Below are 16,882 nucleotides of genomic sequence, written 5' to 3' on the forward strand. Positions count from 1 at the left end.
GCCGTGCGGGCGCACGACGCAGGGCGCCATGCCGACGATCCAGGCGACGACCCCCGCGCCGAGGGTGAGCGCGAGATGGCCCGGCACCTGCCCGAGGGTCTGCGGCGCGAACAGCGACGCGGAGCTGACGAACGTGAAGATCAGGTGTCCCGGCGGTCCGATCCGGGTCGCGTCGCAGAGCGTCTTCTGCGCGGCGGCGAGCAGCGCGCCGACGGCGACGAGCACGGCGACCGAGGTGGTGAGCGAGGCGGCGACGAGCGCCACGCCGACGCTCGCGAGCATGCCGAGCAGCACCCAGACGAGGGCGCGCGCCCGGGCAGCGTAGGGGAGGTTGTGCGCGTACAGGGCACAGAAGCTGCCGGCCATCGTGTACATCACGAGGTCGAGCCGGCCCAGGGCGAGCAGGGTCAGGTTCGGTAGCGCGGCGGCGGCGACCACGCTGGTGGCGGGCTTGAACCAGATGTCCGACGGCTTGTTCGGGCGCAGCACTCCGGCGAGCGGGAGCGGTCGGACGGAGGGGGCGCGAGGGGACGGGGGTGTGCTGCTCATACCTAAAACCTTAGCAGGTGTTTTACTTGTAAAAGATGTGAGCCGCGGGACACCGCGCGACCGCCCGTGCTCCCCTGCGCCGCCATACGCCCCCGGCCCGCCGGGCATCTAGCCCGGAGACCGGCACCGGACGACGGAGCCGGACGACGAGGGGGACTCGGGTGCACGGACCGCTGTCGGCCGCCTGGCTGCTGGTCGCGCTGTGCGCGGCGACCGGCGCGTACTGCCTGCTGCGCATGCGCAGCCCCGTCGACGAGCAGCGCCGCACGGCCGGCGGCGAGGCACTGATGGGCTTCGGAATGGCCCTGATGGCCGTGCCCGCCGCGGTCCTCACGCCGCCGCGCACGGTCTGGCTGCTGTACGCGGTGGTGTTCGGGGCCGCCGCACTGCGGGCCCTGTGGGCGTCCAGGGCCGGCGCCCACCACCTGCACCACCTGGTCGGCGCGTTCGCGATGGCCTACATGGCGGCGGCGATGGCGGCGCGCCCGCCGACGGAACACGCCCACCACGGCGGCGCGGGCACCCCCGCCCTCACGGCGCTCCTGCTCGCCTACTTCGCGGCGTACGTCCTGTGGTCCGGCGCGCGCCTCGTCCCGGCCACGGCCACGGCCACGGCGACCACGGCGACCACGGTCGGCAGCCCGGTGACCGGCTGGGGCGACCGCCCGGAGCTGGCGCGGGCCTGCCGGCTCTCCATGGGGATCGGGATGCTGGCGATGCTGCTCACCATGTGAAGAACCCGCTGGTCGAAGAGGTTCGCCGCCGTCCCGGACCGCGACGACGCGACCGGCAACGAAACCGTGGCGTACGTCACTTGCGGCTCTCGTGCATACCGCCGAGTAGCGGCCGACTCATAGGCTGCGACCATGACGGTCCCCGTAGCGCTGTTGCTGCTCGGCTTGCTCGCCGCTGTCGTCGCCCCGCGCCTGCTGGCGCGCGCCGACTGGCCCGAGCGGGAGCCGATCGTCGCGCTGTGGGTGTGGCAGTGCGTCGTGGCGGCGGTGCTGCTGTGCTGCGCGCTGTCGATGACGCTCAGCGCGGCCGCTGCGTGGCAGGCGGTGCGCGGGCACGTGTTCGCGCCCGCGCCCAGCGGAGTCGTCGACGCGTACGCGCTGCGGGCGGGGCCCTGGGCGGTGACGCTCGCCGTGACGCTGGCGCTCGGCGGGGTGTGGACGGCCGCGATGCTGGTGCGCGAGGTGCGCAGGGCGCGGGTCCGGCGCAGTCGGCGGCGGGCCGAACTCCTGGTGCGCGCACCGCAGTTGCCCGGCGAGGAGCCCGCTTCCGACCGGCTCGTGATCCTGGAGGGCGAGCGTCCCGACGCCTGGTGGCTGCCGGGACAGACGCCCCAACTGGTCATCACCACGGCCGCGTTGCGCCGCCTGAAGGGCCGTCAGCTCGATGCGGTGCTGGCACACGAGATGGGCCACGCGCAGTGGCGGCACGACTGGCTGCTGCACTGCTCGGGCGCGCTGGCGGCCGGGTTCCCGCAGGTCCCGGTGTTCGCCGCGTTCCGCGACGAGATGCACCGGCTCGTGGAGCTGGCCGCGGACGACGTGGCCTCGCGCCGGTTCGGCCGGCTGACCATCGCCCTCGCCCTGGTCGAACTCAACGAGGACCGCGGCGTGTTCGGCGGCCCCTGCCCGACGCCGCACGCGCACGTCCCGCAGCGCGTGCACCGGCTGCTCGCACCGCCGTCCCGGCTCACCCCGGCCCGCCGGCTGCGTCTGACGGCGGCCGCCGCCCTCGTCCCGCTGGTCCCCGTCCTGGTGGCCTTCGTCCCGGGGCTGCGGGCCCTGGGTTAGCCGCTGGACGAGGAACTGGGCGAGACCTGGGTTGGCCCGCGCCCCGCCCGATGGGCGAGGATCTTCCCATGCACCCGGCACGGCTCGACTCCCCGCACCGTTCCCGATCCCGCGCCCCGCTGACGGCGGCGCTCGCGCTGACCTCGCTGCTCCTCCTGGTCCTCGTCGCGGTCCGCTGGCGCCCGCTGACGGACCTCGACTCCGACATCGCCGAGGGCCTGCACCGCTCCGCCGTCGCCGAACCCGGCCTGACCCGGGCGAACCGGATCCTGACGGACTGGGTCTGGGACCCGTGGACGATGCGCGCCCTGTGCGCGGTCGTCGTGCTGGTGCTGGTGTGGCGGCTGCGGAACTGGGCGCTCGCGGGCTGGATCGCGGCGACCTGTCTGCTCGGCACCCTCGTGCAACAGGGCCTCAAGGCGGCGGTCGACCGACCCCGCCCGGTCTGGCCCGACCCGGTGGACTCGGCGCACTACGCCGCGTTCCCCTCCGGGCACGCGATGACGGCGGTCGTCGTCTGTGGCCTCCTGCTGTGGCTGCTGCGCCGGTCCGGCGCGGGGCGCGCGCTGTGCCGCACGGCGCTGGCCGTCGCGGTGGTCTCGGTCCTCGGAGTGGGCCTGACCCGGCTGTGGCTGGGCGTGCACTGGCCGTCCGACGTCGTGGGCGGCTGGCTGCTGGGGGCGCTCACGGTGACGCTGTCCACCACCGCGTACGAACGCTGGAGCAGCCTGAACAGCCGTCCTTGACCAGCGAGTTCGGCACCCCGCAGGATCGGTCGCATGACGATCAAAGCGGTGCTCTTCGACTTCTCAGGGACCCTCTTCCGCATCGAGTCCACCGAGTCCTGGCTGCGCGCCGTGCTCGACTCGTCCGGACTGTCCATGTCCGATGGGGAGTTCCGTCGCGCCGTGGCCGGACTCCGGGCGGTGGGCGCGCTGCCCGGCGGCACGACGCACCACGTCGAGGTGCCCGGCCACCTGACGGAGCTGATGGCCGTCCGCGACGTGGACGCCGCACGGCACCGGGCCGCGTACACGGGGATGGCCCGAGAGGTACCCCTGCCCGACGACCGGCTCTACGACGCGCTGTACGACCGCCACATGCTGCCGGCGGCCTGGCGCCCCTACCCCGACGCGCTCGACGTCCTCACCGGTCTGCGCGAGCGCGGCGTACGCGTCGGCGTGGTCAGCAACATCGGCTGGGACCTGCGCCCCGTCTTCGTCGGACACGGCCTCGACCCGTACGTGGACACGTACGTCATGTCGTACCGGCACGGCATCACGAAGCCGGACCCGCGCCTGTTCACGGCGGCGTGCGAGGCGCTCGGCGTGGCCCCCGGCGACACGCTGATGGTGGGCGACGACCGGCGCGCGGACGGCGGCGCCGCGGACATCGGCTGCCGGGTGCACTTCGTGGAGCACCTGCCGGTGGACCGGCGCCCGGACGCCCTGCGCCCGGTCCTGGACCTGCTGTAGCCCCCGCGGCACGGGGCGAGAGGCTCAGCCCTCCCCGTCCGTCCCGTCCGTCCCGTCCTTCCCCTCCTGCCCGTCCTTCCCGCACGCGCCCGCGTGATCGCAGTACGGCTGGTTCCCGCTGACGCCGCAGCCGCACAGGGTGGCCCGGACCTCCACGGCCCGCGACCCGTCCGCGGTACGGATCCGCAGATCTCCGCGCATGACGAGGCGGCCGTCCGGTGCCCGCTCGATCGTCGTGGCCGCCGGAGGCACCTCCACGGTCCCGTCGAGGAGCTCGTAGCGCAGCGCGCCCGACGGACAGCGCCGGACGACCGCGGCGACCTGGTCGGCGGGTGCGGCGTCCGGCTGGATCCAGGGCCGCCGCTCGGTGTCGAAGACCTGCGGGAGGCCGCGCCCGCACTCCGCGGCGTGCAGACAGCGCTGCCCGTCGAACGTGACCGTGACCAGGTTCCCCGGGTACGGCTTGCGGGTCACGACTGGTATCCCTCGACCTGCCCGGAGGGCCTGACCCGTGCCTCGTCGGGGTTCTCACCGAACTCTGCCTTGGCCCGCCGCTGGCGCAGCAGGTCCCAGCACTGGTCGAGGGCCCGCTCCACGGCGGCCAGCCGCTCGCGCTCGGTGGCGGTGTCGATGGTCCCGTCGGCCAGGGACGCCCGCAGCTGCTTCTCGTCGTCGACCATGGCGCTGATCCGGCTCAGGATCTCCTGCTGGTCCATGTGGCACGCCTCCCGGTGAAGGTGACCCCCGGCCCACTCTAGGAAGCCCCGCCCGGCCCCGCGCGCGGAACGGCCCCCGGGCGGCGCCGACACCGTCCGGAGGCCCGTACGCGAAACGGCCGTATCGGACGATCCCCCGCGTCGCCCGATACGGCCGGCCGCCCATGCGCACCACGCCCCGAAGAGCCGGTGGCCGGGCCGCGCTGAGTATAGTTGGCTGGAAGCCAGTCAACGCAGGAGTCAAGGATGTCCCCCCGCAGCGCATCGGTCAATGAGGAGTTGCGCCGACGTTCCCGCGAACGGCTTCTGCAGGCGACGCTGGAGCTCGTCGGGGAGCGTGGGTACGACGCGACGACGCTCGGCGACATCGCGGACCGGGCCGGTTCGGCCCGCGGCCTGGTCTCGTACTACTTCCCGGGCAAGCGGCAGCTGCTGCAGTCCGCGGTGCACCGGCTGATGCACCGGACGCTGGAGGAGGCCCTGGAGCGGGAGCCGCGGCCCGACACCGCCGACGGGGACGAGCGGCTGGCCCGGGCGATCGACGCGATCCTGGGCCTCGCCCGCGACCAGCCCGTCCTGATGCGGACGCACATGGCCGGGATCCTCCAGGCCGAGGGGTTCGTGCAGTGCCCCGAGCAGCAGCGGCTCGCCGCGCTGCTGCGCGACACGGTGCTGCGGCACGGGACGCTCGACGTGGACCGGGACTATCCGCTGCTGCGGGCCCTGCTGATGGGCGCGGTCTTCTCGATCCTGGTGCCCGGGGCGCCGATGCCGATGCCGACGCTGCGGGCCGAGCTGTTCGAGCGGTACGACCTGACGTGGGAGCGGGGCTTCCCGCCGGGCGGCGGTGACGAGCCGTCCGACGAGAGCCCCGCACACGACCGGGTGGCCGATTTCTCACGCTACTTCGAGCCGTTGCGGCCCCCGGCCGACCCGGACGGCCTGGGGGCGCGGCCTCCTCAGTCGAAGTAGTCGGGCTGCGTCTGGACGTTGAGCTCGTCCAGGTGGATCCGCTTGGCCGGATCCGTGCGCTTGTCGCTGAGCTTCAGGACGTCGAAGCCCTTCGCGATGTCGTTGGAGAAGATGTAGCCGTTGTAGTAGTACGCCGACCAGGAGCCGCCCGTGGTGAGCTTGTCGGTGGTCAGCGGGCCGCGCTCGAAGTAGCCGATCTCCTTGGGCTTCGCCGAGTCGGTGAAGTCCCAGACGGAGACGCCGCCCTGGTACCAGGCCTGGACCATCAGGTCCTTGCCCTTGACCGGGATCAGCGAGCCGTTGTGCGCGACGCAGTTCTCGGTGTCGGCCTGGTGGCGCGGGATCTTGAAGTAGCTCTTGAAGACGAGCTTGCGCTTGTCGCCCTTGCCGACGATGTCGTAGATGCCGTCGGCGCCCCGGTTCGGGCCGATGGCCGCGTTGCAGGTGGCGGCGCCGCCACCGCCCAGCTCATCGGTGAAGACGACCTTGTTCGCCTTCTGGTTGAAGGTCGCCGAGTGCCAGAACGCGAAGTTCACGTTGTCCTGGACGCGGTCGATGACCTTCGGGTTCTCCGGGTCCTTGATGGAGAACAGGATGCCGTCACCCATGCAGGCACCGGCCGCCAGGTCCTTGGAGGGCAGGACCGTGATGTCGTGGCAGCCCGTGGTCTTGGAGACGCCGGGGTTGGTGGGCGCGCCCGGGTTGCCGCCGCCGTCCGCGCCCTCGCCCGGGAACAGCACGGGGAAGCCGACGACCGCCGCCTTCTCCGGAGCGTTGCGCGGCACCTTGATGACGGAGATGCCGTCGTGCGGCGGCTGGCAGTCGGGGAACGTCGCGCTCGGCGAGTACGAGGAGACGTAGATGTAGACGTTCTTCTTCTCCGGCACCAGGGAGTGCGTGTGCGAGCCGCACGCGGTCTCGACGGCCGCGACGTACTTCGGGTTCCGCTTGTCGCTGATGTCGAAGACCTTCATGCCCTCCCACGACGACTTCTCGGTCGCGGGCTGGGTGGTGGAGGCGCAGGAGTTGTCGCTGCGGGAGCTGTCCGTGGACAGGAACAGCAGGTTCCCGGAGACGGTGACGTCGTTCTGCGATCCGGGACACAGGACCTGCGCGACGGTCCTGGGCGCCTTCGGGTTGCTGATGTCGAAGATGCGGAAGCCGTCGTAGTTCCCGGCGAAGGCGTACTTGCCCTGGAAGGCGAGGTCCGAGTTGGTGCCGGGCAGCGCGTCCTTGGGGATGTTGGTGAGGTGTTCGATGTTGTCGGAGTGGACGATCTCGTCCTGGCCGGGTATCTCGCCGGCGGCTATCGCCGCCTCCGCGCGGGCCTCGGTGCTCTCCGAGACGCTCTTGGGCGCGGCCGGCCTGTCACCCGGGTCGGGTGTGGCCGACACCGGGCCCGCCGCGAGGAGGGCGGCGAGCAGGCCGGCGGCGGCGGTGGCAACTCCCAGGCGTCTGCGGCGCGTTCGGGCGGAGTTCTGCAACAGGGTCACTGTTGTCTCCCTGGTTGACGACGACGTCGTTCATACGTGAACGGTTCACGGATCCCCCGAGTATCGTCTTCCTCATGCACAGATCAACAGATGGCAACAGACTCGTCATGAAAGTTGCTGTGCCCGCGCTGGTCGCGGCGCTGGCCCTGGGGGTGACCGGCTGCGACTCGGACGGGCCCGCGAAGGCCGACTCCCCGGCGTCCGGCGGCCCTTCGGTGATCGCTCCGGGCAAGCCCGGCGAGGCGGCCGAGACCCTGTCGGCCAAGGACGCCGAGCGGCGCGGCCCGGACGACAGCCCGAACTCGGCCGACGTCGGCTACGCGCAGATGATGATCCAGCACCACGAGCAGGCCCTGACGATGACCCGACTCGTCCCGAAGCGGGCGGAGTCGGGGAAGGTGAAGCGGCTTGCCGAGCGCATCTCCGCGGCGCAGGCCCCGGAGATCGAGGTGATGCGCGGCTGGTTGAAGAAGTACGGCAAGTCCGAGTCGCCGACGGGACACCAGGGGCACGGCACGATGCCGGGGATGGCGACCGAGGCCCAGCTGAAGAGTCTGCGGGCGGCGGACGGCGCCGCGTTCGACGAGCTGTTCCTGAAGCTGATGATCACGCATCACCAGGGGGCCGTGACGATGGCCACCGAAGTGAAGAGCGACGGGAACAACGTGCAGGTCGAGGAGATGGCCGACGACGTGATCGCGCAGCAGACGGCGGAGATCGGCCGGATGCGCGACATGGGGTGACGCGGGCGCGGCGCCCCGGTCGGGTGACGTGGGGGCGGCACGGGGTGGGTGACGTGGGGGCGGCACGGGGTGGGTGACGTGGGCGCGGCGCCCGGTCGGGCACCTGTGCGGCGGCCGGTGAGGCGCCTGTGCGGCGGCCGGTTCAGCGCCTGTTGTGGCCGGTCCAGCGCCTGCGCGGCCGGTTCGGCGCCGGTTGTGGCGTAACCCGCGCGGCCGGTTCGGCGCCGGTTGTGGCGTAACCCGCGCGGCCCGTTCAGCGCCGGTTGTGGCGTAACCCGCGCGGCCCGTTCAGCGCCGGTTGTGGCGTAACCCGCGCGGCCCGTTCAGCGCCGGTTGTGGCGTGGCGCCAGGAACCCCGCGTCCCGGGCCGCCGCGATCAGGCGCAGCGATCTGCGGCGGCTGCGGCCCGTCGCACACATCACCGCGAGGACGGGATCGCGGCCTTCCGCCTGGGCCGCGCGATAGGCGTCGGCGACACCGCGGCGCCCCTCGACGCCGCGCGGCCAGGCCGGGCGCGCCCGGCGGCCGGGTACCCCTTCGCGCCCCTCTTCCCGGCGGGGTGCGACGTCGAAGGGGCCCGCGTCGGAGTATTCGGCGGCGAGGGCACCCTCGGCCCAGTCGTCCCGCACCGCGCCGAGGTCGGCGGACAGCGGCGGGACGGCACCCATCTCCTCCAGGACGACACGGCCTTCCGTGACCCTGCCCAGCATGTCGACCCGGGCCCCGTCGCCGAACGCCAGCCGGACGTGGAAGCAGGGCGGCCGGACGTCCTCGCCGGGCCCCTCACGGTTCCCCTGCGGCCACGCGGAGACGGAACCGTCCGGCCGGTAGTGATCAGAAAAGTCGAAGAATGAACTCTCCAGCACACGCGAACGGTAGCCCTATGATCACGTTTGGTCATCAACGGCGCGCAGGGAGCCCTACCGATCCCGGGGGCACGGCACGCCCACCACCCCCGTCCAGCCCCTCCCCGGCCGCCCCGTGCGGTGCCATGCTGAAGAGCATCAGCGCGCGCCAGCGGAAGGAGCCGCCCGTGCCGCACATCGCCGTCGTCGGATCGGGGCCGAGCGGGGTCTACACCGCCCAGGGCCTCGTGCAGCAGGCCGGCGTCCCCGACGTCCGGGTCGACGTGCTCGACCGGCTGCCCTGCCCGTACGGCCTCGTGCGCTACGGCGTCGCGCCGGACCACGAGAAGATCAAGTCGCTCCAGGGCAACCTGCGGACGGTCCTGGAGGACGAGCGGGTCCGGTTCCTCGGCGGCGTCGAGGTGGGCCCCGCGCTGCCGCCCGCGAAGCTGCTCGACCTCTACCACGCGGTCGTCTACTGCGTGGGCGCCGCAGCCGACCGGCATCTCGGGGTGCCCGGCGAGGACCTGCCGGGCAGTTGGTCGGCGACCGACTTCGTGGCCTGGTACAGCGCCCACCCGGACGCCTCCGACCACGGGTTCGTCCGCGGCGTGCGCGCGGCCGTCGCCATCGGCGTCGGGAACGTCGCCGTGGACGTGACGCGCATCCTGGCCCGCGGCGCCGCCGAGCTCGCCCCCACCGACATGCCGGAGGCGGCGCTGCGCACCCTGGCCGTGAGTGAGGTGCGGGACGTGTACATGGTGGGGCGGCGCGGACCGTCGCAGGCCCGCTTCACCACCAAGGAACTGCGCGAGCTCGGTGGACTCCCCGACACCGAACTCGTCGTCGACGAGCGGGAGTTGGCACTCGACCCGGCCTACGCCGACCCGTCGGCACTGCCCGCCGCGAACCGCCGCAACGTGGAGGTCCTGCGCGCCTGGGCCGCCGCCCCGCCCCGCGCCGACGCGCGCCGCCGGATCCATCTGCGCTTCTACCTGCGTCCCGCCGAGATCGTGGCGGGCGCCGGGCGGGTGGCCGGAGTGCGGTTCGAGCGGACGCACCCGGACGGACGGGGCGGCGTGCTCGGCACCGGCACGTACGAGGAGATCCCCGCCCAACTGGTGCTGCGCTCGGTCGGGTACCGCGGAGTGCCGCTGGAGGGGCTGCCGTTCGACGAGGCGCTCGGCACCGTGCCGCACGCGGCCGGCCGCGTCCTGCGCGACGGGCGGGCCGCCCCCGGCGAGTACGTCGCGGGGTGGATCAAGCGCGGCCCGACCGGCGTCATCGGCACCAACCGGCCGTGCGCCAAGGAGACCGTCACGTCCCTGCTGGCGGACGCCCCCGCCCTCCTGCGCAAGGACCTCGCGCAGGACCCGCTGGCCGGGCTGCTCGACGCGGGGGTGCGGCCCGTCGAATGGGACGGCTGGCGGGCGATCGAGCGCGCCGAGGCGGAGTTGGGGAGCTCGCTCGGCCGGGGGTCCGTCAAGATCCCCGACTGGGCCGGCCTGTTGGGCGCGGCACGCGGTTCGTAGGTGGTTTCGCGGGCGGATCGGAGTCGTTCGTAGGCGATCCGCACCCGCTCCTGTACCGCGACACACACCGGCAACACCCGCGAAATCAACAAACCGTTCAAGCCGCATACGGTCTCGTGCTGCCGCCCCTGCCCGGACTCCCCTGCCTTGGAGCACGTATGACACATCCGGTCGACCAGGTCCCGCCCGTACGCCAGTTGGCGGCGTTCGGGCTGCAGCACGTCCTCGCGATGTACGCGGGCGCGGTCGCCGTGCCGCTGATCGTGGGCGGCGCGATGAAGCTGCCGCCCGCCGACCTCGCCTATCTGATCACCGCCGATCTGCTGGTCTGCGGCATCGCGACGCTGATCCAGTGCATCGGCGTGTGGCGGTTCGGCATCCGCCTGCCGATCGTGCAGGGCTGTACGTTCGCGGCCGTGTCGCCGATGGTGCTCATCGGGACGACGGGCGGCGGGCTGCCCGCGATCTACGGGGCCGTGATCGTCGCGGGGCTGGCGATGATGCTGCTCGCACCGGTCTTCGGACGTCTGCTGAAGTTCTTCCCGCCGCTGGTCACGGGCACGGTGATCCTGATCATCGGCCTGTCACTGCTGCCGACCGCGGGGACGTGGGCGGCGGGTGGTTCCGGCGCGCGGGACTTCGGGGAGCCGAAGAACCTCGGGCTCGCGGCGCTCGTCCTGGTGATCGTGCTCGGCGTCCAGCGGTTCGCGCCGCCCGCGCTGAGCCGGATCGCGGTGCTGATCGGCATCGTGGCGGGCACGGCGGTGGCGATACCGACCGGCTTCACGGACTTCGGCGCGGTCGGCGACGCGAACTGGGTGGGCATCAGCACGCCGTTCCACTTCGGGGCGCCGGAGTTCCACGGGGCGGCGATCGTGTCGATGCTGATCGTCGCTCTCGTCACCATGACCGAGACCACCGGTGACTTCATCGCGGTCGGCGAGATGACGGACCGCCCGGTCGACCGGCGGGCGCTCGCCGACGGGCTGCGCGCGGACGGCTTCTCCACGGTCCTCGGCGGTGTCTTCAACACGTTCCCGTACACGGCGTTCGCGCAGAACGTGGGCCTGGTCGGCATGACGAAGGTGCGCAGCCGGTGGGTCGTGGCCGTGGCGGGCGGGATCCTCGTGGTGCTGGGGCTGCTGCCGAAGCTGGGCGCGGTGATCGCCGCGATCCCGTCGCCGGTGCTGGGCGGCGCGGGACTGGTGATGTTCGGGACGGTCGCGGCGAGCGGGCTCAGGACGCTCGCCAAGGTGGAGTTCGAGGGCACCAGCAACCTGACCGTGGTGGCCGTCTCCGTCGCACTCGGGGTCATCCCGGTGGGCGTGCCGACGATCTACGACAAGTTCCCCGACTGGTTCCAGACGGTGATGCACAGCGGGATCAGCGCGGGCTGCCTCACCGCGATCGTGCTGAACCTGCTCTTCAACCACCTGCCGGGGAAGGCGACTTCAGCCGACGGTACCGCCGCTGCCACCGCTGCTACCACCGCCACCGTCGAGCCGGTCCGCCTGCCGGGCAGCCGCGTCGAGGACGCTGTCGAGCAGTCCGGGGAACAGCGCGTCTAGATCGGCCCTGCGCAGGCCGTTCAGCTTGGCGGTCCCCCGGTAGACCTGCTCGATCACCCCGCTCTCGCGCAGCACCCGGAAGTGGTGCGTGGAGGTGGACTTGGTGACGGGCAGGTCGAAGTGCGAACAGGCGAGCCCGTCCGGCTCGCTCCGCGCGTTGGCGCCCATCTCGCGGACGATCGAGAGCCTCATCGGGTCGGAGAGCGCGTGCAGCACCGCTTCGAGGCGGATCTCCTCGCGGGCGGGGTGCGCGAGGGCGCGACTGCCGGTGGCCTGCGGTGCTGCGGTCGTCATGACGGTCCCCTCGGTGTGCGATCTCCCTGCCTCATTGTACGAGATCTCTCGTAGTTTGACAGTCGCCGTACTACGATGCCTATCGTACGAGTCCAGAAGGTGAGCAGTCACCCGAGCACGTACCGAATGGAGTCCGCCGTGAGCGCGCTGTTCGAGCCCTACACGCTGAGGTCCCTGACCTTCCCGAACCGCGTCTGGATGCCGCCGATGTGCCAGTACAGCGCGGCCCCCGACGGCCCGCTGACCGGTGCGCCCACGGACTGGCACTTCCAGCACTACGGTGCGCGGGCCGCGGGCGGCACGGGCCTGATCATCGTCGAGGCGACGGGCGTCTCGCCCGAGGGCCGGATCTCCCCGTACGACCTGGGGATCTGGAACGACGCGCAGGTCGAGGCGTTCCGCCGGATCACGGCGTTCCTGAAGTCGCAGGGGACGGTGGCCGGCATCCAGCTCGGTCACGCCGGGCGCAAGGCCTCGACGGACCGCCCCTGGAAGGGCGGCGGCCCGGTCGGTCCCGAGGCGTACGGGTGGCAGGCGGTGGCGCCGAGCGCGATCGCGTTCGACGAGCGGCACGCCGTGCCGACCGAGCTGACCACCGACGGCATCCGCGAGATCGTCGGGCAGTTCGCCGAGGCGGCGCGGCGCTCCCTGGACGCCGGCTTCGAGGTCGCCGAGATCCACGGCGCCCACGGCTATCTGATCGGCCAGTTCCTCTCCCCGCACTCCAACCACCGCACGGACGAGTACGGCGGCTCCTACGAGAACCGCACCCGCTTCGCCCTGGAGGTCGTCGACGCCGTCCGCGCGGTGTGGCCGGACGAGCTCCCGCTGTTCTTCCGGATCTCCGCGACGGACTGGCTGGAGGGCCGGGCCGGCTGGACCGCCGACGACACCGTCCGCTTCACCTCGGACCTCAAGCACCACGGCGTCGACCTCATCGACGTGTCGACCGGCGGCAACGCGTCCGGCGTCCGCATCCCGGTCGGCCCCGGCTACCAGGTCCCGTTCGCGGCGCGGGTCCGCAACGAGGCGGGGGTGCCGGCCGCGGCGGTCGGCCTCATCACGGACGCCGAACAGGCGGAGAAGATCCTCGCCAACGGGGAGGCGGACGCGATCCTGCTGGGCCGCGAACTCCTCCGCGACCCGTCGTTCGCCCGGCGGGCGGCACGTGAGCTGGGCGGCGCCGTGCACGTTCCTGACCAGTATCACCGCTCCGTCTGAGCGGTTCTGCTCGCGCTGTGCGGGGCCCGTGCTGTTCGGTATGCCGAATCGCCCGCTGTCCCCCAACCACCCCTGCCCACCAGGGACTTCACGGCCCGATGCGCCGACCATAAAGTGAGAGGCCGTTGCTCCGTCGTGGGACGGCAGGTGGTTCATGGGGTTCGTGGGCGGGCCGACCCTCGCGGTCGTGGCGCGGGAGGCCGGGGTGTCCGTGCCGACCGCCTCGAAGGTGGTCAACGGGCGGCGGGACGTCGCGCCCGAGACCCGGCGGCGGGTCACCGAGGCCCTCGATCGGCTCGGGTACGTGCGGAGGCGGCGGGCCGCGTCCGCCGCGTTCGTCGACCTGGTCGTGCCCTCGCTCGGCGGCGCCGGGGCGGCGGAGGTGCTGCGCGGCGTGGAGGGGGCGGCGCACGCAGCCGGTCTGGAGGTCGTGGTGTCCACGGGGCCGGCGCGGGCGCGCGGCTGGCGGGACCGGGTGATGACCCGGGGGACGTCCGGGGTCCTGTTCCTGCGGTCCGGGCTGACGCCCGCCCAGTACGCGTGGCTCGACCGGCACGACGTGCCGTTCGTCCTCGTCGACCCGGTGCTGGAACCGCCCCGGGGCATGCTGTCGGTGGTCGCGGCGGAGCGGCAGGGCGCGGTGGGCGCGACGGAGCACCTGCTCGGGCTCGGCCACGAGCGGGTGGCCGTGATTGGCGGCGACCGGCGGTCGCGGTGCGGGGCCGCCCGGGTGGCGGGATTCCGTGCGGCGCTGGCGGCGGCCGGGCTGCGGCCGCGCCCCGAGTACGTCCGGTACGGCGACCGCATGCGGGTGCTGCTCGACCTGCCACAGCCCCCGACGGCCGTCCTGGTCTGCTCGGAGTCGATGACGTCGGGCGTCTGCGAGGCGTTGGCCGAGCGGCAGGTGCGGGTGCCGGAGGACGTGAGCGTGGTCTGCTTCGGTGACGTGCCGAGTGGGCCCGGGCTCGCCCCGGGGCTGACCACGGTGCGCCTGCCGCTGGCGGAGATGGCGGCGACGGCCCTGCGGCTCGTGACCGGGCAGGAGACCTCAGGGACGCAGGCGGTGGAGGTGGCGACCCGGCTCGTGGTGCGGAGCAGTACGGCGGCGGGGCCGGCGCCGGGCGGCCCTGTCAGGGTGGCACGCCCGGCGCCGGGGCTCGGGTCCGGTGTCAGGCCGGATTGAGCTTCCACTGCTGGCAGTTGTTGTTCAGCCAGCTCCACTGCCGCACGTCGGCGCCGTCGGACGTGGAACAGTCGGCGACGTCCGCGACCTTCCCGGTGGCCTGGTTGACGATGCGCACCCAGCCTCCCGTGTCGGTGGTCGGGAAGCGGTAGCGCTGGCACGTGTTGTTCAGCCAGGACCACTGCCGCAGATCGGCGCCGTCGGCGGCGGAGCAGTCGGCGGTGTCGAGGACCTTGCCGGTGGCGACGTTGACGAGGCGGCTGGTGTCGTCGCCCTGGTCCTCGATCCGCCACTTCTGGTGGGCGCCGCCACTGCACGTCCACTGCTGGACGTTCGCTCCGTCGGCGCCCGAACTCCCGGCGACTTCGAGGCACTTGCCGCTGGCGCGGTTGGTGACGGTGTAGGTCGTCGAGGTGCTGGACGGCTCGCCGGACGGGCCGGTCAGACCGCCGCCGAGTGCGACCGGGGTGCCGAGGTTCGGGCTGCCGTCGGCGTTCCAGCCGAAGGCCTGGGCGCGGGTGGTGCGCCCGTTGTCACACCCGTCGCCCGCCGCGTCGTTGGCGTGGTAGACGATCCAACTCTGCGTTCCGTCGGGCGAGTCGAAGAAGCCGTTGTGGCCGGGGCCGTAGACGCCCTTCGACGCGGCGCTGCTGAAGACCGCCGTCGACTTCTTCGTCCAGGAGGACGCCGCCGTCGGATCGGAGCCGGTCAGGGTGAGCTGTCCGAGGGCGTAGTCGGGGGTCCAGCAGCCGCTCGCCGAGTAGACCAGGTAGGTCCTGCCGCCGCGCTGGAGGATCTCGGGCCCCTCGTTCACGGCGGCACCGGACTTCTCCCAGGCATGGGTGGGCGTGGAGATGGTGGTGTAACTCCCGCTGACCGTATAGGGGTTGGACATCGGTGCGATGACGATGTTCTGGGTGCCGCCGCCGCTTGCGCTGCCCATCACGTACAGCTTGCCGTTGATGGTGGCGACGGTCGGGTCCAGCATCCACGAGCCGTTCAGCTGGTTCTTGTACGTGTACGGGCCGAGCGGGTCGCTGCCGGCGGACTCCAGGACGTGGACGCGCTGGGTGGGGACGTAGTCGGTGACGTTCTGGCCGGCGACGTAGTACAGGTACCAGCGTCCGTTCGCGTAGTGGAGTTCGGGCGCCCAGATGTTGCAGCAGCGGGACGCGGCGTCGCCGGTCCACACCTGGATGCTCGGTGCGGTGTTCAGTCCGCCGAGCGTGGCGGACCTGCGGACGGTGATGGCGTTCGTCCAACTCGTCGTCACCAGGTAGTAGTTGCCGTCGTGGTACGAGATCCAGGGGTCGGCGCCCTTGACCGACTTGACGGGGTTGGCGAAGCCGGCCGCGCTCGCCGTCGACTGGCCGAGGCCGAGCGCCAGCAGGAGCGCGGCGAGCAGGGTCAGTAGGCGACGGGCCATCCGGTGCTCCAGTTCAGGAGGTTGACGCCGAGCTTCGGGGTGCCGTTGTCGTTCCCGTCGTAGTAGTGGTAGACGATCAGGTCGCCGTCGGTGTCGCTCATGATCGACTGGCCGCCGGGGCCGATGAACCTGCCGTGCGACTCCAGGACGGGCGTGCCGCCGTTGTTCGTCATGGCGACGCCGTTCTTGTCGTAGTAGGGCCCGGTGACGCTGGTGGCGCGCCCCACCTTGACCTTGTACGTGGAGCTGGTGCCGGCGCAGCAGGTGTCGTACGAGGCGAACAGGTAGTAGAAGCCGCCGCGCTTGACGATGTACGGGGCCTCGACGGCCTTGGTGCCGGTCGGACGGGACGCGAGGGAGTAGCGGGTGGTGTTCGAGGCGAGCTGCTTGCCGGTCGACGGGTCGATCCGGATCATCTTGATGCCGGTCCACCAGCTGCCGAACGACAGCCACCACGTGCCGTCGTCGTCGACGAAGAGGTTCGGGTCGATGGCGTTGTAGTCGCTGGACGTCGTGGACGTGTAGACGACGCCGTAGTCGGTCCAGGACCCGGGCAGCCCGGTGGTCGAGCCGGCCAGGCCGATCGCGGACCTGTTGGAGCCGAACGTCGAGACGGCGTAGTACATGAGGTACTTGCCGCCGTGGTACGAGATGTCGGGCGCCCACGCCTCGGTCGCGTACGACGACCACCACGACGGCTTGGTGGTGAAGGCGTCGCTGCCCGCGCTGAACGCGATGCGGTCGGTGGAGGTGCGGTACCCGAGGCCGCCGCCGGTGGCGTACAGCAGATAGCGGCCTGCGGAGGTGCGGATCATGGTCGGGTCGTGGACGACGGTGGCGCCGGTGACGGTCCCGGGGTTCGGGTACGCGGACGCGGTCGACGGGATCAGGGCCAGCAGGGCGGCGGCCGGCAGGGCGAGGAGCGCGGTTCTGGTGCGGCGGGGGGTGCGGCGGCTCACGCGGCTCTCCTTCAGGGCGGGGTGCACGGGGGTTCGTGACACGGTCGCCGTGCGGACGCGAGAGGTTGCCGATCCCCTCAACACCCGTGCTACGTCCGTGATTT

General features: G+C 72.3%; 17 protein-coding genes and 1 pseudogene. 10 read left to right on the top strand and 8 right to left on the bottom strand.

All coding sequences use genetic code 11. The features are described 5' to 3' along the window. Positions 1-549, bottom strand: a pseudogene (locus RBJ77_RS02300) (FUSC family protein); the annotation flags it as partial. A gap of 161 nt (positions 550-710) precedes the next feature. Between RBJ77_RS02300 and RBJ77_RS02305 the strand changes: the two are divergent. From RBJ77_RS02305 to RBJ77_RS02320, 4 genes are all read left to right on the top strand, one after another. Further along, on the top strand, positions 711-1,283 hold the full coding sequence (locus RBJ77_RS02305; protein ID WP_372343430.1) for a DUF5134 domain-containing protein: 573 nt from the start codon (positions 711-713) through the stop codon (positions 1,281-1,283). Positions 1,284-1,415: 132 nt separating this feature from the next. Then, positions 1,416-2,351 (top strand): M56 family metallopeptidase, encoded by a 936-nt coding sequence (locus RBJ77_RS02310; RefSeq protein ID WP_372343431.1) that lies wholly within the window; start codon positions 1,416-1,418, stop codon positions 2,349-2,351. Between the two features lie 68 nt (positions 2,352-2,419). Further along, entirely contained in the window at positions 2,420-3,097 is a 678-nt protein-coding gene (locus RBJ77_RS02315; RefSeq protein ID WP_372343432.1) for a phosphatase PAP2 family protein, read from the top strand. Between the two features lie 33 nt (positions 3,098-3,130). Next, positions 3,131-3,826, top strand: coding sequence for an HAD family hydrolase (locus RBJ77_RS02320; RefSeq protein ID WP_372343433.1), 696 nt, complete (start codon positions 3,131-3,133; stop codon positions 3,824-3,826). A 24-nt stretch (positions 3,827-3,850) separates the two neighbouring features. Here RBJ77_RS02320 and RBJ77_RS02325 read toward each other — a convergent pair whose 3' ends face one another. Together RBJ77_RS02325 and RBJ77_RS02330 are read right to left on the bottom strand one after the other, a co-directional pair. Continuing rightward, positions 3,851-4,300: a (4Fe-4S)-binding protein gene (locus RBJ77_RS02325; RefSeq protein WP_372343434.1), complete on the bottom strand. Its 450-nt coding sequence runs from the start codon at positions 4,298-4,300 to the stop codon at positions 3,851-3,853. Then, positions 4,297-4,542 (bottom strand): DUF2630 family protein, encoded by a 246-nt coding sequence (locus tag RBJ77_RS02330; RefSeq protein WP_255974207.1) that lies wholly within the window; start codon positions 4,540-4,542, stop codon positions 4,297-4,299. The genes RBJ77_RS02325 and RBJ77_RS02330 overlap by 4 nt, the downstream gene beginning before the upstream one ends. 246 nt (positions 4,543-4,788) lie before the next feature. Here RBJ77_RS02330 and RBJ77_RS02335 point away from each other — a divergent pair, with 246 nt between their 5' ends. Continuing rightward, on the top strand, positions 4,789-5,514 hold the full coding sequence (locus RBJ77_RS02335) for a TetR/AcrR family transcriptional regulator (protein WP_372343435.1): 726 nt from the start codon (positions 4,789-4,791) through the stop codon (positions 5,512-5,514). Here the strand turns inward: RBJ77_RS02335 and RBJ77_RS02340 are convergent. Further along, entirely contained in the window at positions 5,502-7,007 is a 1,506-nt protein-coding gene (locus RBJ77_RS02340) for an LVIVD repeat-containing protein (protein WP_372343436.1), read from the bottom strand. The genes RBJ77_RS02335 and RBJ77_RS02340 overlap by 13 nt on opposite strands. Before the next feature lie 107 nt (positions 7,008-7,114). Between RBJ77_RS02340 and RBJ77_RS02345 the strand changes: the two genes are divergently transcribed. Continuing rightward, positions 7,115-7,750, top strand: coding sequence for a DUF305 domain-containing protein (locus RBJ77_RS02345; protein ID WP_372343437.1), 636 nt, complete (start codon positions 7,115-7,117; stop codon positions 7,748-7,750). Positions 7,751-8,073: 323 nt separating this feature from the next. Here the strand turns inward: RBJ77_RS02345 and RBJ77_RS02350 are convergent, their stop codons facing one another. Further along, a complete protein-coding gene (locus tag RBJ77_RS02350; RefSeq protein ID WP_372343438.1) occupies positions 8,074-8,616 on the bottom strand; it encodes a DUF6214 family protein in 543 nt (180 codons plus the stop codon). A gap of 167 nt (positions 8,617-8,783) precedes the next feature. On the opposite strand from RBJ77_RS02350, the gene RBJ77_RS02355 reads away from it, so the two are divergent. Together RBJ77_RS02355 and RBJ77_RS02360 are read left to right on the top strand one after the other, a co-directional pair. Further along, a complete protein-coding gene (locus RBJ77_RS02355) occupies positions 8,784-10,127 on the top strand; it encodes an NADP oxidoreductase (RefSeq protein ID WP_372343439.1) in 1,344 nt (447 codons plus the stop codon). A 158-nt stretch (positions 10,128-10,285) separates the two neighbouring features. Further along, positions 10,286-11,695, top strand: a complete 1,410-nt coding sequence (locus RBJ77_RS02360; RefSeq protein ID WP_372343440.1) for a nucleobase:cation symporter-2 family protein — start codon at positions 10,286-10,288, stop codon at positions 11,693-11,695. Here RBJ77_RS02360 and RBJ77_RS02365 read toward each other — a convergent pair. Continuing rightward, positions 11,579-11,989 carry an ArsR/SmtB family transcription factor gene (locus RBJ77_RS02365; RefSeq protein ID WP_372343441.1) on the bottom strand — a complete coding sequence of 137 codons (411 nt, stop codon included), beginning with the start codon at positions 11,987-11,989 and terminating at the stop codon, positions 11,579-11,581. The two genes, RBJ77_RS02360 and RBJ77_RS02365, sit on opposite strands and share 117 nt — an antisense overlap. Before the next feature lie 138 nt (positions 11,990-12,127). Here RBJ77_RS02365 and RBJ77_RS02370 point away from each other — a divergent pair, with 138 nt between their 5' ends. Next, a complete protein-coding gene (locus RBJ77_RS02370) occupies positions 12,128-13,210 on the top strand; it encodes an NADH:flavin oxidoreductase/NADH oxidase (protein ID WP_372343442.1) in 1,083 nt (360 codons plus the stop codon). 154 nt (positions 13,211-13,364) lie between these two features. Then, positions 13,365-14,393 (top strand): LacI family DNA-binding transcriptional regulator, encoded by a 1,029-nt coding sequence (locus RBJ77_RS02375; RefSeq protein ID WP_372343443.1) that lies wholly within the window; start codon positions 13,365-13,367, stop codon positions 14,391-14,393. On the opposite strand, the gene RBJ77_RS02380 is transcribed toward RBJ77_RS02375, so the two are convergent. Both RBJ77_RS02380 and RBJ77_RS02385 read right to left on the bottom strand, forming a co-directional pair. Continuing rightward, positions 14,380-15,819: a family 43 glycosylhydrolase gene (locus tag RBJ77_RS02380; protein WP_372343444.1), complete on the bottom strand. Its 1,440-nt coding sequence runs from the start codon at positions 15,817-15,819 to the stop codon at positions 14,380-14,382. The two genes, RBJ77_RS02375 and RBJ77_RS02380, sit on opposite strands and share 14 nt — an antisense overlap. Further along, positions 15,801-16,778 carry an arabinan endo-1,5-alpha-L-arabinosidase gene (locus RBJ77_RS02385; protein WP_372343445.1) on the bottom strand — a complete coding sequence of 326 codons (978 nt, stop codon included), beginning with the start codon at positions 16,776-16,778 and terminating at the stop codon, positions 15,801-15,803. Before RBJ77_RS02385 ends, RBJ77_RS02380 begins: the two co-directional genes overlap by 19 nt. Between the last annotated feature and the right edge of the window lie 104 nt (positions 16,779-16,882).

This window comes from Streptomyces sp. KL116D (assembly GCF_030766975.1).
GTDB classification, from domain to species: Bacteria; Actinomycetota; Actinomycetes; order Streptomycetales; family Streptomycetaceae; genus Streptomyces; species Streptomyces longispororuber_A.